A 14,703-nucleotide genomic window follows, 5' to 3' on the forward strand; every position below is an offset into this window, starting at 1 on the left:
ATAAGAGGCGTTATGAATCAGGTCGCTGACATTCTTAATCTGGCAATCAAAGCTAAGCAACAAGGTATTGACGCTGTATTGGCAACGGTTGTACGTACTGAAGGCTCAGCATATCGCCGTGCTGGCGCGATGATGCTTATCTGTGAGGATGGTCGCTCAGTTGGGATGATTAGTGGTGGCTGCTTGGAGCCGCATATTATCAAACGTGCCTTTTGGCTTACTCGTAACGGTGCCAATGTGCAAGTTTATCAGACAGGTGATGACATTCAATATGCTGACGATGGCCAAGCGCAAGCAGGCGTGAAGCGAACTAAGTCTGATATATATGATGAATCGGATAATGGTTTAAATGAAGCGGACTTTGATGAGCTAAATTTCGGATTGGGCTGTAATGGGCGAGTGCATGTATTATTTGAGCGACTAACGACAGCAACGTCATTGTTAGAGACCATCCGTAATGTTCGACGTACTCAGCAGCCGATTACTGTAGCGACTTTAATTCGTGCTAACGATTATCAGCACCAAGATTCTATATCGCAAAACAGTGATAATTTGCGAACTGGGATGCGGATTAATTTAGATGAATACCACAGTTTGGGAAGCGTTTCTGCACAAGGGAAAACAGCTCTTCCAAGCATAGTTGCCAATACTGTAGAAGAATTAGCAGAATATAAGCTGTCTGATAAAAATGCCGAATATGTGATGGTGGAAAACGGCAAGGTAACAACAGAGTGGCTTGTACAACGCCTGCAACCACAGTTGCGTCTATTGATTTGCGGGGCAGGTAACGATGTGATGCCACTGGTGACCATGGCTAAACTACAAGATTGGCATGTGACGGTCGTAGACAGTCGCGCGCAATATGCAACTCGTATGAGGTTTCCTCAAGCAGACGTTGTGATGTCGCTATCTTTAGATGACAGTGAGGCTTTGCTTAAGCTTAGTAACAACGCAGCAATCGCTCTGATGTCACACAGCTTGAGTCAAGATCGCGCGCGCCTAGCAATACTTCTCAAGCATTCAAACAATTATAAATACTTAGGACAATTAGGGCCGCGCTATCGTACCGAACGCTTGATTAATGAAATCAGCATGAATCTTAGCAATCCTGCTATGTTAGAAGCTGGTATTCATAAATTACATTATCCGATTGGTTATAAGCTGGGTGGAGATGGACCTGAAGCACTTGCACTTGGCATCATGGCAGAGATTAATGCGGTCATGTACAATCAAGACGCTCCAGTAAATAGTTCACATAGTAATCTCTCAAATATCACAGCGGTGAGTAGTGATACAGATGCCAATATTGTCCAGAGTGGCATATGAGTAAGCGTGTATTTACAGAAGGTACTGAACATACAGAAGGTACTGAACATACAGAAGGTACGGAACAGCAGAGCCAAAACCATGCGGTCATCATCTTAGCAAGTGGCCTCAGTCAGCGTCTTGGTCAACCTAAGCAGCTACTCGTTAAGAATGGCGAGCCATTAGTTACTTATATGACTCGATTGGCAATAACGACCAATCCGCAAGTTATTGTCATTGTCATTCCTGATAATCATCGTTTGATTGCTAGTATGATGACAGAGTTGGCTAATCAATATCCAACGGTTCAAATAGTGGTGAATCCACAAGCTGATACTGGTATGGCGCACAGTTTACGTTTGGGTATTGGAAAAGTTGCTGCTCTTGAATCGACTTCAATCGATCGAGTGCTCATCATGGGAGTAGATCAAGTATTATTAGATGAGCCACATATAACGGCTTTGCTAGCGGGCGAGCAGCCAGTAGTAGCCAGTCGCTATCACAGTTGGCAACGTTTAAAAAAACATCAAAATCTGGATGAAACGGTAACTGATATCATAGGTCTGCCTTTAGCAATTAACTATAAACTGCTTAGACAGTGGCAGTCAGAATTGATAGGAGATAAAGGGCTTCGTCACCTCATTAGAGGGTTGCCCACTGATCAAGTAGGTGAGGTCGATAATGACCAACTCAGCTACGATATTGATACGCCCGAGCAGCTAGCATTTGCCAAACAAAAAGGCTGGCTTGATAGCTAACCTGATTAATTTAATTTATTTGAACAGTATTCATTTTGAACAACGAAATGCGAGAGAATAAAATTATAAATATGATAGAAACCGAACGACTGTACCTTAGACAATGGCAAGCGAGCGACTTTGCGCCATTCGCTGAGATGAATGCTAACCCTAAAGTAATGGAATACTTTCCTAAGCTATTAACTACTTCGATGAGTAATACTATCGCCAAAAAATGCCAGTCGCTGATTGAGGATAATGGTTGGGGTTTTTGGGCGGTGAGTCTAAAAGAGACAGATACTTTTATCGGTATGGTTGGGTTAAATCATGCGCATGCCGATATGCCGTTTTCTCCTGCTGTCGAGATTGCTTGGCGATTGCATAATGATTATTGGGGATTAGGGTATGCGACAGAGGCTGCCCGAGCATCTCTGAATTTTGCCTTTGTTGAGCTAGGGATTGAGGAAGTAGTTTCATTTACAGCAGTCATTAATAAGCGCTCACAACTGGTTATGGAGCGCCTTGGTATGACCAATACACAGAAGGATTTTTTTCACCCTTTGCTTGAGTCTAATCATCGGCTCGCTGAGCATGTGCTGTACAAAATCACACGAGAGCAGTGGTAGCTTGCTTAAGTAGTTATTTACGTAGTCAAACTAACTGGATTTTATATGCCAAAACTGATATATAATTATCGATTTATGTATACAGATTGAGAGCGTTATGGAAAATATTATACTAGAAATTGATGACGGTGTAACAAGTTTAGTTACATTAGCCAATAAGGTACAAAATGCACTTGGCAACGAACCAGTGTCTAGTGATGTTAGACATGCTATAAAAATGTTTAGTAGTTCTCATAAAAATTATACGACTGCTGTAAAAGAAAATAGTGCTAACCAGGTAGCTGAAGCTGCGCAAGCAATTTGTCTTTGGAGTACGTTACTTGCCAATGCAGTTTCTTCATCGGAAAACCAAGAAATCAGCTCACTTAGAAATGAGCTAGGAGTAAATGCTAAAAAGCTTAAAAAACTAATAGAAAACTCAGCTTTATCGACTTTCCCTTTAGCAGATAATGATCGTCTAGATATTGCAAATGATATGCAAGATTTTCAATCGTCAAAGAAGGAGATGAAAAAAGTATCTCAGAATCAAAGCACTCATTACGAACATATTAAAAATATTTTGACTGAAAGTGAAAAAAAGACTGTCAGTTTAAAGCAAGATATCGAATCATTAGAAGATATTTATAATAAAAAAATTGGTTCTATATCAACAGAGTATCAAGAGCAGCTAAAAGCTATTCATGATAAGAACGATCAGTTAGATATTCTTCTAGGTAATGCCGCAAGCAGAGTAATTGTTACTGAGTATGCTGATAGTGCAGATCAAGAAAAAATAGCTGCTGATTGGTTGAGAGGAGGATCGCTTTTTTGTATGGTGCTCATCGTTGTTGTAGCAGGCTATTCTTTCATAGAGTCGATGCAACAAAGCTTTGATCTATCTAATTCGCTTTTACGATTGGCATTAGTGTTCTTATTATCTGTTCCAGCTGCTTACTTAGCACGTGAATCTACTAAGCATCGTCAGCAACAATACACTCATCTTCAAACATCATTAGACTTGAAGGCTATTAATCCATATATAGCATCATTGCCCGATGAAGAGCAACATAAAATAAAATCAGAAATTGCTCAAAGAATATTTGCTCCTAAAGACTTTCAATCTATCAGTAATGAATCTTATCCCATCAACTCTCAAGAAGTTATCATGGCACTTATTTCAAAGTTTGGAAACGATAAAGACAAACAGCCAGATTAATTGCCTCGCGAAAACGTCAGAATATGCCCTTTAAATGGCAAATCTAGATAAGTAGTATTTTCAGGTTTTACATGCTTACTACTAAAGCCAAACTCAGTCATCTTATTGGTTAGCTTGTTTTTACGACCGCGACCAGGATCGACCACGATGACCTCGCAAGTCGGCATAGCATGACGGTCAATGAACTCGGCTAATATGTCAATGTGCTGGTCTTCATAGAGTAGGTCACTACCGATAATCATATCAAACTTACCAAGATGGCTATTGTCCTCTGCCCAATCTAAACGCTCAAAATTAATCTCTTTGTTATTATTCAGCGTGGTATTCCTATCAAGGAAATACTCAACCGTTGGATGATAGTCAGTCGCTGTAATGTCCGCATGTCTATGATTCAGTAGCAGACTAGAGAGCGCCATACCGCAGCCAACTTCCAAAATACGTTTGCCTGCAATATCGTAATCGAGCATATGATTGGCCAGCACCAAGCTTGACGGCCATATCACCCCAAACATCGGCCAAGAAGCAGAGCAAATGCCCAGATTCAACGCTTCGTTATCAGGGTCGCTAAATTGTTGGTTGTCACGCAAAGTGCAAATATGAATGTCGGTATTGCCAATTTCAATCGTTTGATAACGCACGCGCACAGTGGTCAGCGAAGTCATAAACTGTCCTAAAAAATAAGCAAGAATGCAAGGTTTGGCAAGGGTTGCCGATTTCGGTAGGGTACAACGTTGAAAAAGATAATTAAAATGTTGGAAGCTGTATAGATGTTTGAATGATTAGAGATTTGTGGCAACTTAAGTTGTGGCAAGAAAATACCTAAGTGTATGAGAAGAGTATGACCTAAATTCTGACAAGTTATTGTTAATTCTGAGAGTATTGTTATTGCTGCATAGAGTTAGCCGATATCAAAGAGTGATACAGATAAAAATGGTACGAAAAATTTCATATAAGCATAAGTAGTGTGCTTGGCTATAATTGAGCGCACTGCTTATGCTCGCGTAAAAGATTGAGCTTAAGCATCAAATCAGACGATACAGTGGAATCAACTAAGCTAATTAAATCAGTTAAGAAATCTCAATCCAGACGTTTTAAGGGCCCATACTAACTCTACAAAGGCACGACTGTTGGTCAGAGGTTCACCATCGATGATGAGGACGTAGCCTGCGTTATCTATCCATAAAAATACAAAGCTGGTCTCAGGAATGAGTAGGTCGACCTGCTGAAAAAACGAGATGGCTTGGCTTTCTACCGCCCACCCACGTTGCTTTTGGCGAAGCATAAAGCCTGAAAAATCAGCGGCGGCGACACTGAGCATGTCCGCTTCTTCTTGACTATAGCCCACTCGTGCCAAACAAAACCCTTCATCAGAGCCGATCGCGGCACGGCGTTTACCAGATAAGCTCGCCACGACATAAGGCAAAAACTGGTCCAATGGTAAGTTAGGCGCTGGTAAAAACAGCGACAGCTTTTCAATCCAACCTTGTTCGATAAAGCCTTGTAGCCATTGTTCAGAATAACGCTGAAGCCAGTCAGCAGCGAGCAGTGTCTGATCATAAGACAGCAAATCCTGTAATGCCAACTGCTCATCAGTTGGTTCGTTCTGTGAAAACGCCTCAAAAATACCAGCTGGCGTCAGGGTAAGATAGGTTTTATCAGCATTTAAGTAAGAGGACATAGTAACTACCATTATGATAAAAGTGATTAATAGGTGACAAATTAGGCTTTCATATCGTTGAGTTCAAATAATTTCGATATAAGGAAACCGAGCGTAAGTTATACATTAATATGCTTAGCGAGGATGACGATGTAGCGGATTTATATGGATTTGACTATAGTTTGATCGAGATGTTGTTGGCAGTTGTCCCAACGTGCATCGAACTGCCAATCACTTCTACCCAAGCGAAACCATACCAGCGAAAATGCGAGACGATCATTGCGCGCAGTACAATGGGCAAAAAACTCATTTTCGATTTGCTCGATCGTACCCCAGTCTTTGTCCTCACGCGCTTGCATCAGCTCAGTGGTGATATCTTTAGCAATTTCTCGGGCATCGTCGCTGCTGATACGTAGTCGTTGCTTTTGCTCATTGAGAGAAGGGGATATCAGCACACTCCAACGAGTGGCCAACATACTATTGCGCTGGATGTATCTTTTTTTATCAATACACTCGCGAAAGCCTTGCTGGACATGAGGATACAAACGATCTTTGATACGAGTAAACAGATTGTTTACATCGTATGGGATATCAAACCAGCACCCATAAAAAAAGTCAGCCATTGCACCCTGTAGCGGCTCTTTCTCCGTCAATAACAAAGCTGCATTGATACGCTGCTCATGAAAGTGACGGTTATTGGGTGCCAGAAATACTTTACGAGAGTAAAACCGAAATACTCGGTGCGCGACTCTTTCATTTTCTTTGATCAGGTCTGAATCAGACATAATAATACCCTCCTGTCATCGCTATTATTACGACGGTGCTTGCTTCAGTGATAATGATGTCATACGACAAACGATGACTTCATCTCGCAAAATAGCGCTTGATATCAATACAATGATTGAGCGATTAGTCCAATAACGTTTGCATCAAATCAATCATAAACTCGGCATCTTCTTCGCTCATTGGCTCAAATCCTTGAGGCATGCCAAGCTCAGCCAATGCTTCTTTACCATCTGCATCGTTATGCAAATTGAGGATGGCTTCTAGAAAGATTTGCGCATCGGGAAAGTCTTCTTTAACAAGGAGTACATGACTGATATCAGCCAAGTCACTTTCGATAAGTACCGATAGCTGAGTCTTGGTCAAGCGTGAAAAGCTATGAAAAATCTCTGCCAAAAAGAACGCGACATGGGCTTCACCTTTGATGACTTTGCGGGCAGCCGCTTGATAGGTCTCGGTCACATCCCAGTTGAGATCAGAGGCGTCTATATCGACGGCTTCTAGCAATCGCAAACCAATCAGTTTGACATCTCGGTTGTCAGCCATCGCGACATTAGCCCCTGCTTGAATGTCTTCCAAACGGCTGATAGTGCTATTGGCAGCGGCTGCAATGATCATCTCGTCAGATTTACCGATAGGTCGCGCAATGGCTCGATAGCCTTGCTCTCGGATGAGAGTGGCTGCATCAAAAGGGTTGGCGTAAATAATTTGAATGTCACCAGCATCAATGACCTGCTCTTGCTCAGCGTGAGAGGCAGGAATATTGAGATGCATGTTTAAGTTGGCACGTTTTTGAATCAAGGTGTTGAACATGTGCCAGCCTGCAAAGCGATCAGGCGAAAAATCAGGGGCGATTAACATATTGTGTGTCGTCATGACTTAGCCTTCCTCATCTTGTTTCATTTGGGCATATTGAGTCATCGCCGCTTCAATTTTGCTGCGTGATGGTTTGCGTCGTACCGAGGTGTAGCCGACGGTTTCGCCGCGACGCACGTTAGGCACCACAGTGGCATAGACCCAATAATGACTTCCGTCTTTGCATAAATTTTTGACATAGCCATGCCATTTTTGTCCAGACTCAGCCGTACTCCATAAGTCTTTATAGGCGGCTTTTGGCATATCAGGATGACGCAAAATATAGTGCTGTTGGCCAATTAGTTCATCTACATGATAGCCACTGATTTCGACAAAGGCGTCGTTGACGTGAGTGATGATACCGTCGAGATTGGTACGCGAGACAATCAGCTTACCGTCTGGGTAGGGGCGCTCTATACCAGTATCATAGACAGTCCGTGACGTGCCATCATGATAAGTCATCGTGATTTGCTCAGCAGGCATATCGGGTTTGTGTGCATCAGGGATTGGAGAACCCATGGTCATCTCCTTCGTTGATCGTTATATCGTCAATCCTCTATAAATTGGATACGGTGTCAGCCTTGCTTAGCCTACTACTTGTAGTACTTTCACTCGGTTTTCTTATATTCAAATTATATTGAACCAACTATGTTTATAGTAATTAAAAGCTAATAAATTCGATAAGCAGTCGCTAATCAAATGAGCTTTGCCAACGCTTCTGAGGCGCGCTTAATATCTAGGAATATCAAGCCAAGCTTGGCATTGGGTTTTGCCATGATGGTGAGTACTGCTTCATCGCCTGATGAGGTCATGATCACATAGCCTTTTTCGCCTTGAATCATAATGCGATCAATACTACCGCGTGCCAACTCGCGTCCTGCACGATCACCCAATGATAATAATGCTGCTGACATAGCACCCACGCGATCTTCATCCACGCCGGTTGGTAGAGCTGAAGCAATCATAAGACCATCGTTAGAGATTAGGGCAGATGCTTCAACATCTGCTGATGAACTGTTTAAGTCTTCCAATATCTGCTGAAATGAATCTGTACGCATATCGCTTTCTCTGTACTGGTGATTGGTTTTTTATTTATGAGCTAATGAAGTTAGTCAAAAATAACCCTGTTTAAAAAAGGGTATTATAAATCCTTACTAATAATATTGATATACATTTGCCCAATTAAAAGTAAATTTTTTGGACTTTTGTGCCTTTTGTCATCAAATCATTACCCTTTATCTTTATTTTTTGAGGAAAACGGTGGTTTTTTATTATGCCTAGTCGATGAGCGGTTGAAGACCTAGCAAGATCCTTGGTATTTTTTTTGAATAGAAATATTCTTTGTAACTATAGATTAATGTCCACCATTGCTATCAAACGGAGCCGCTGAAATTTAGCTAACAAAAATCGCTTATAGATTCTTATGATGAAGATATTTACTAGACTTATAAGTCTCAAAAATGATATACAGTCATGAGGGGATAAATGTTGACACTTCTAAATACATTATAAAAATACAAATTGAGTCAGCTTTTTTGATCCTATCAGTCTCTATACATAATCTTGTATAGGGGCGATTTCAGTTTTACATCAACGTTTATAGTCCTTTCGTTTACTCAATATGTTGTAGCGTCGATGTAAATAATTACTATCACCAGTTTTATCCTAAGGAAGAAATACATGAGCATCAGTGAAGCCATCCAAAAAGTCGAAGCACGTTATGCCCATCAGCCTGAATTCATTCAAGCAGTAAAAGAGGTGGCAATTACGATTCAACCTTTATACGATGCGCATCCTGAATATAGTACGTTAAAGGTATTCGAGCGTTTGGTAGAGCCTGATCGGGTATTTGGCTTTCGTATCAATTGGGAAGATGATCAAGGCGTGGTACAAGTCAATCGTGGTTGGCGTGTGCAGTTTTGCAATGCTCTAGGCCCTTATAAAGGCGGTCTCAGATTCCATCCTACCGTCAATCAATCCGTATTAAAGTTCTTAGGCTTTGAGCAGATTTTTAAAAATGCCCTAACTGGCTTACCGATTGGCGGCGGTAAAGGTGGGTCAGATTTCGATCCTAAAGGTAAAACAGACAGCGAGATACGTCGTTTTTGCTATGCCTTTATGCGTGAGCTACATCATTACGTGAGCAAAGACATGGATGTGCCTGCTGGTGACATCGGCGTCGGTGGTCGAGAAGTTAGCTATATGTTTGCGATGTATAAGAATTTGACGCGTGAATCAACAGGGGTTATCACTGGCAAAGGCGTGGGCTTTGGTGGCAGCTTGATGCGTACAGAGGCGACTGGCTACGGTGCAGTCTACTTCTTAGAAAACATGCTCATCGCTCAGAACGATACGCTTCAAGGCAAAAGGGTGCTGATATCAGGGGCGGGTAATGTGTCATTGCATGCTGCCGAAAAAGTGAATGCGCTAGGTGGTATGGCAATAACTGTCTCTGATTCACAAGGGACGTTGCATGATGAAAATGGCCTCAATCAAGAAAAAATTGATTGGCTCAAAAAACAAAAGCAGCAAAACAAGCCTTTAGCAGAGTATATTGATGTTTATGGTGGCGAGTGGCTTGCCAAACAGAAACCGTGGCAGTTTGAAGCTGATATTGCGATTCCATGCGCTACTCAAAATGAAGTCAATGAAGCTGATGCCAAATTATTGGTCGAAAATGGCGTGAAGTATGTGGTGGAGGGCGCTAATATGCCGCTCACTGCGGAAGCAATTGATTGTATCCGTTTGCACCGTGTTCATTATGCACCTGGTAAAGCTGCTAATGCGGGCGGGGTAGCAGTATCTGCGCTTGAAATGTCGCAAAACTCTGTCCGTCAGTATCAAACCTTTGAACAAGTCGATGAGCGTCTAAAAGGTATTATGAAAGATATCCACGACAGTGCTGCGAACGCTTCAGCAGAGTATGGTCAAACTGACAATGGTTATATCGACTATATGGCTGGTGCCAATATGGTTGGTTTCAAACGTGTAGCTGATGCGTTGGTCGCTTTTGGTATTTTGAACTAGTCTTACTTATAAGGGTTAAACATGCTCTAGGGCGTGTCTTCATTTCAAAAATGGTGATAAAAATGAGATAAATTGCCGTTAAACAAGAAAAATAGCGCAGATAATATCGGGATATTAACCAGCTGTTTGACGATGTTTGGCAAGATTTAGCCATTTTTAGCCCATTTAGATGACTATCGAGTGAATTGAAGACACGCCCTAGTAGTTGGTTCATACGGACAAATAGCAAAGCCCCAGTCACTGAATGATTGGGGCTTTTTTAATTGAGATAAACAAAGGTAGGTTGATTATATTGTGTCGCGCCATTTACCTTGAACCACAATGCCTTGGATAGGGTTTAGTCCCATCTGATAGGGCAAGTCAGCAGGACGGGCGATATCCCATAGTGCCAAATCAGCATCACAGCCCACTTCTATTTTACCTTTATTCGGTAGTCCTAAAGCTTGTGCTGCGTGAACAGTAACTCCTGCCAAAACCTCTTCAGTGGTTAAGTAAAATAGCGTACAGCCCATATTCATCGCCAACAACAGCGATGTTAACGGTGAGGTGCCAGGATTACAGTCGGTTGAAATTGCCATGGGAACTTGATGTTTGCGTAGTGCGTCAATCGGCGGCAACTTGGTGTCACGTAGCGTATAAAACGCCCCTGGCAATATCACGGCAACGGTATTGCTAGCGGCCATTTTTTTGATGTCTTCTTCTGACAAGTGCTCTAGATGATCGCTCGATAGTCCTTTATATTCAGCAACTAAGGCACTACCACCTATATCAGACAGCTGCTCAGAGTGCAGTTTGACTGGTAGATTTAATGAGCGAGCTACTTCAAACACTCGTCTGATTTGCTCTGTGCTAAAGGCGATGTTTTCACAGAAACCGTCGACCGCATCGACTAAGCCTTCTGAGTGTAGAATGGGTAGCCACTCGCAGACTTGCTCAATATAGTCATCTGCACGATTTTTATACTCAGGTAGCAAGGCATGAGCCGCCAAATACGTGGTACTTACATGGATGTCGTATTTTTCTCCTAGCTGACGAGCGACCGTGAGCATTTTGCGTTCAGTGTCCAAGTCCAAGCCATAACCTGACTTGATTTCGATACTGGTGACACCTTCTTTCATAAGTGCGATTAAGCGTTTTTCACTTTGGGCAAATAGCGATTCAATACTGGCGGCGCGGGTAGCACTGACCGTCGCGACAATACCGCCGCCTTGTGCAGCAATATCTTGATAACTAACGCCCTGCAATCGCGCTTCGAACTCATTGCTGCGGTTGCCGCCATAGACAATATGCGTATGACAGTCGATAAGCCCTGGAGTTATCCATTTACCATCTACATCTGTGATTTGGCTATCTTGATATTTAGGCAGATGAGTATCGATTTGGTCATGTGCCCCAATCCAAGCGATTTTGCCACTTTTGATACCAATAGCCGCGTTCTCTAACTGACCGTATGGGATATTATTAGCATCTGAATTATCGTAAATATCGAAACCATAGTTCGCTGAAAACGTCGCAATGTTGGCATTGATAATGAGTTGATCAAACGATGTCATAGTAGATTCGTCGAGCGTCTGCTCTTTAAAATTTTCTGATTCATTCATAATAGGCTCCTAATTATTGGGAGGCGAGTGATCTTTTGTCTTAAGATCTTTGTTTGTAAGACCTAGGCGCTAAGTAAGTGCTGCTCTACAATAGTGGCCAGTAAGCGAGCAGCGACTTTGCAGCTACGACTGTCAATATCAAAGGTAGGGTTAATCTCAGCAATGTCTGCCATTTTTACTTTGCCTGATGCCATGATGGTTTTGACCATACGCTCAACGAAACCCAGCTCAATACCAAAGGCGGCAGGTGCGCTTACACCTGGAACGACACTGGCAGGTAAGCAGTCCATGTCGATGGTTAGATATATTATATCGACCTGATCTACAAAGCTTTTGACACGCTCAGAAAGTATATTCCAAGGCTGATAATGACAGTCTTCATCACTGATAACCTGTACGCCCAATTGCTCGGCACGATCAAAGAGCGCTGCCGTATTAGAAAAGCGACTGACGCCAATACAGCAATAATGAAAGGGCTGACCATGTGCGTCAAGATGCTCGGCAATCTGGCGAAATGGTGTGCCAGAGGTCGCCACATTAGACTGACGAATATCAAGATGAGCATCGAAATTAATAATTCCGATAGTAGGCGCTGTGTTTGTGCTGATAGTTGCTTCGCTTGTATTTTCTAAAGCCTGCCATAATCCCAAAAAGCTACCATAAGCGATGGCATGACCGCCACCAAGCCCGATGGGTAATCCACCTTGCTTAATGATAGTACTCACTTCATCAGCATATTTGATCTGAGCTTGCTCAAGGGTGCTCTCGGCAAAGCCATCATTATCATCACAATGAACGTCGCCAACATCACCCAATAAGGCTGATAATTGACCATCAAAACGTTGTTGCAAATCAGCGATGACTGGCAGCGTAGCAAAAGCTCGACGAATCAATGGTGGAGCAGCTCTAGCACCTACGCGGCCTTGATTACGTCTGACGCCTTGATCACAGGCAAAGCCAATTAGCCCAATATTTTGATCCTCATAAGGCTGAGTAAGCTGATACCAATAGCGGGCACGCGTAGTCTCAAATGGCTCTGCACGACCTGTCCACTCGGTCATATCAGCAGGTGTATGGCTAATGGGTGTGGTATTCGGTGCTGCTGTTCTCGCTATGCTCATCGCTGCTCTCCGCTTATTGATCTTTATTTAGACTCGTACCAATCGCTGCGTAGTGACTGCCAATGTTCAGCAAGCGTACCGTCTAGTACTAGCTGTTTGGCTGCTTCGATATCAGGGGCGAGGTAGCGATCTTTATCATAGAAAGTCACTTGCTCACGTAGTTTTTGATGCACGACTGTCAACGGCTCTGAGGTGTCTAGTCCGAGATGAAAGTCGATACCTTGACCAGCAGCTAATAGCTCAATACCAATAATGGTGGCAGTGTTTTGTGCCATTTCGTATAGGCGGCGTGCGCAATAGGTGGCCATAGATACATGATCTTCTTGGTTGGCAGAAGTCGGGATACTATCGACACTGCCTGGATGGGCGATAGATTTATTCTCTGAAGCCAGTGCTGCCGCGGTCACATGAGCAATCATAAATCCTGAGTTTACCCCAGCATTATCAACCAAGAATGGCGGTAAGCCACCTGATAGCGTCGCATCGATTAGCAAAGCGACACGGCGCTCAGACATAGAGCCAATCTCAGCGATTGCTAAGGCTAAAATATCAGCGGCAAAAGCGACTGGCTCAGCATGGAAGTTACCACCTGATATAGCAACTGGCCCATCTTCGTTATTAAAGATAAGTGGGTTGTCAGTTACGGCATTGGATTCGATGAGTAGCGTTTTTCCTGCTTGGTTGATGATATCAAGACAGGCACCCATGACTTGCGGTTGGCAGCGTAGGCAGTAAGGGTCTTGAACTCTATCGTCTTGCTCACCGTCATGTGAGGCACGAATAGCACTGCCTTTGATTAGCTGACGGTGTGCTTTGGCGATTTCGATTTGACCATGATGGCCACGTACTTCGTGAATACGCGCATCAAATGGTGAGTCCGAGCCTTTTGCTGCATCAATTGACAGTGAGCCGACGATGGTAGCGGTCTCAAGCAAATCACGCGCTAAGAAATAACCACGTAATGCCAGTGCAGTTGATACTTGTGTACCGTTGATAAGTGCAAGGCCTTCTTTGGCTGCAAGAGTAATAGGCTCAAGTCCATGCTGTGCTAGGGCGTCAGCAGCAAGCACTTTTTTACCAGCAACAAACACATCACCTTCACCCATCATCGCAAGCGTCATATGTGATAATGGCGCTAAGTCACCAGAGGCACCAACTGATCCTTTGGCTGGGATATTGGGTGTGATTTGGTTGTTGATTAAGGCCAGTAAACTATCTACCACCTCGCGGCGTACACCAGAGACACCTTGCGCCAGACTGGCGACTTTCATCACCATAATCAGTCGTACCACGCCTGCAGGGAGAGCTTCACCCGTGCCCACTGAGTGAGAAACGATCAGGTTACGCTGAAGTAGCTCAAGCTGATCATCACTGATACGTGTCTTAGCAAGTAGGCCAAAACCAGTATTGATACCATAAGCGCTTTTGTCTCGTGCAATGATGGTACGCACATCTTCGTGCGAGGCATCTATCGCCTCATAAGCACTCTCAGGTAGTGTCAATATGACAGGCTGCTCGTAGATATCACGTAGCATTTCAAAGCTAAGCTGGCGAGGATGTAGGGTTAGTTGTTTGATATTGCTCATATAGGTAGTCCTAGTATTGTAAGTCATATAGTCATTCCACTATAAAAGTATTACAGCGTTAACCTCGCTTGAAGTATCACATATACATCTACACTCGGTTGCCTTGTACTACTTTTAAATTGAATCGACTATATGGGTTATATTATTTTTGTTTAGGGCGTGTCCTCATTTTAAAAATGGTGATAAAAATGAGATAAATTGCCGTCAAAC

At 43.0% G+C, this 14,703-nt stretch carries 14 protein-coding genes; 5 read left to right on the plus strand and 9 right to left on the minus strand.

The window, feature by feature from the left end:
* The first annotated feature begins 12 nt into the window (after positions 1-12).
* The 4 genes from ACTXGF_RS16680 to ACTXGF_RS16695 all read left to right on the plus strand — a co-directional run bounded on the left by ACTXGF_RS16680 (position 13) and on the right by ACTXGF_RS16695 (position 3,863).
* Positions 13-1,326, plus strand: a complete 1,314-nt coding sequence (locus tag ACTXGF_RS16680; protein ID WP_443534471.1) for an XdhC family protein — start codon at positions 13-15, stop codon at positions 1,324-1,326.
* A complete protein-coding gene (locus ACTXGF_RS16685) occupies positions 1,323-2,063 on the plus strand; it encodes a nucleotidyltransferase family protein (protein WP_443534470.1) in 741 nt (246 codons plus the stop codon). Before ACTXGF_RS16680 ends, ACTXGF_RS16685 begins: the two co-directional genes overlap by 4 nt.
* Before the next feature lie 71 nt (positions 2,064-2,134).
* Positions 2,135-2,668: a GNAT family N-acetyltransferase gene (locus ACTXGF_RS16690; protein WP_443534468.1), complete on the plus strand. Its 534-nt coding sequence runs from the start codon at positions 2,135-2,137 to the stop codon at positions 2,666-2,668.
* Positions 2,669-2,765: 97 nt separating this feature from the next.
* A complete protein-coding gene (locus ACTXGF_RS16695) occupies positions 2,766-3,863 on the plus strand; it encodes a hypothetical protein (RefSeq protein WP_443534467.1) in 1,098 nt (365 codons plus the stop codon).
* On the opposite strand, the gene ACTXGF_RS16700 is transcribed toward ACTXGF_RS16695, so the two are convergent.
* The 6 genes from ACTXGF_RS16700 to ACTXGF_RS16725 all read right to left on the minus strand — a co-directional run bounded on the left by ACTXGF_RS16700 (position 3,860) and on the right by ACTXGF_RS16725 (position 8,216).
* The gene (locus tag ACTXGF_RS16700; RefSeq protein ID WP_443534465.1) at positions 3,860-4,525 is read right to left on the minus strand and encodes a class I SAM-dependent methyltransferase; all 666 of its coding nucleotides are present in this window, start codon (positions 4,523-4,525) and stop codon (positions 3,860-3,862) included. The two genes, ACTXGF_RS16695 and ACTXGF_RS16700, sit on opposite strands and share 4 nt — an antisense overlap.
* A 401-nt stretch (positions 4,526-4,926) precedes the next feature.
* On the minus strand, positions 4,927-5,541 hold the full coding sequence (locus ACTXGF_RS16705; protein WP_102090409.1) for a hypothetical protein: 615 nt from the start codon (positions 5,539-5,541) through the stop codon (positions 4,927-4,929).
* Positions 5,542-5,681: 140 nt separating this feature from the next.
* Positions 5,682-6,305, minus strand: a complete 624-nt coding sequence (locus tag ACTXGF_RS16710; RefSeq protein ID WP_443534463.1) for a hypothetical protein — start codon at positions 6,303-6,305, stop codon at positions 5,682-5,684.
* Between the two features lie 124 nt (positions 6,306-6,429).
* A complete protein-coding gene (locus tag ACTXGF_RS16715) occupies positions 6,430-7,179 on the minus strand; it encodes a PhnD/SsuA/transferrin family substrate-binding protein (RefSeq protein ID WP_443534461.1) in 750 nt (249 codons plus the stop codon).
* A gap of 3 nt (positions 7,180-7,182) precedes the next feature.
* Positions 7,183-7,677, minus strand: a complete 495-nt coding sequence (locus ACTXGF_RS16720; RefSeq protein WP_101205202.1) for a PAS domain-containing protein — start codon at positions 7,675-7,677, stop codon at positions 7,183-7,185.
* A 176-nt stretch (positions 7,678-7,853) separates the two neighbouring features.
* Positions 7,854-8,216 carry a roadblock/LC7 domain-containing protein gene (locus tag ACTXGF_RS16725; protein ID WP_010201036.1) on the minus strand — a complete coding sequence of 121 codons (363 nt, stop codon included), beginning with the start codon at positions 8,214-8,216 and terminating at the stop codon, positions 7,854-7,856.
* A 622-nt stretch (positions 8,217-8,838) separates the two neighbouring features.
* Between ACTXGF_RS16725 and gdhA the strand changes: the two genes are divergently transcribed.
* Positions 8,839-10,185 (plus strand): NADP-specific glutamate dehydrogenase, encoded by a 1,347-nt coding sequence (gdhA, locus tag ACTXGF_RS16730; RefSeq protein WP_443534459.1) that lies wholly within the window; start codon positions 8,839-8,841, stop codon positions 10,183-10,185.
* A gap of 287 nt (positions 10,186-10,472) precedes the next feature.
* Here the strand turns inward: gdhA and hutI are convergent, their stop codons facing one another.
* The 3 genes from hutI to hutH form a co-directional block, all read right to left on the minus strand.
* Complete coding sequence (hutI, locus tag ACTXGF_RS16735; protein ID WP_443534458.1) at positions 10,473-11,786, minus strand: imidazolonepropionase; 1,314 nt, start codon at positions 11,784-11,786, stop codon at positions 10,473-10,475.
* Positions 11,787-11,848: 62 nt separating this feature from the next.
* Positions 11,849-12,907 carry a formimidoylglutamase gene (gene hutG / locus ACTXGF_RS16740; protein ID WP_443534456.1) on the minus strand — a complete coding sequence of 353 codons (1,059 nt, stop codon included), beginning with the start codon at positions 12,905-12,907 and terminating at the stop codon, positions 11,849-11,851.
* A gap of 23 nt (positions 12,908-12,930) precedes the next feature.
* Complete coding sequence (gene hutH / locus ACTXGF_RS16745) at positions 12,931-14,493, minus strand: histidine ammonia-lyase (protein ID WP_443534454.1); 1,563 nt, start codon at positions 14,491-14,493, stop codon at positions 12,931-12,933.
* Between the last annotated feature and the right edge of the window lie 210 nt (positions 14,494-14,703).

This window comes from Psychrobacter sp. 1Y6 (genome assembly GCF_052258385.2).
Taxonomy (GTDB): domain Bacteria; phylum Pseudomonadota; class Gammaproteobacteria; order Pseudomonadales; family Moraxellaceae; genus Psychrobacter.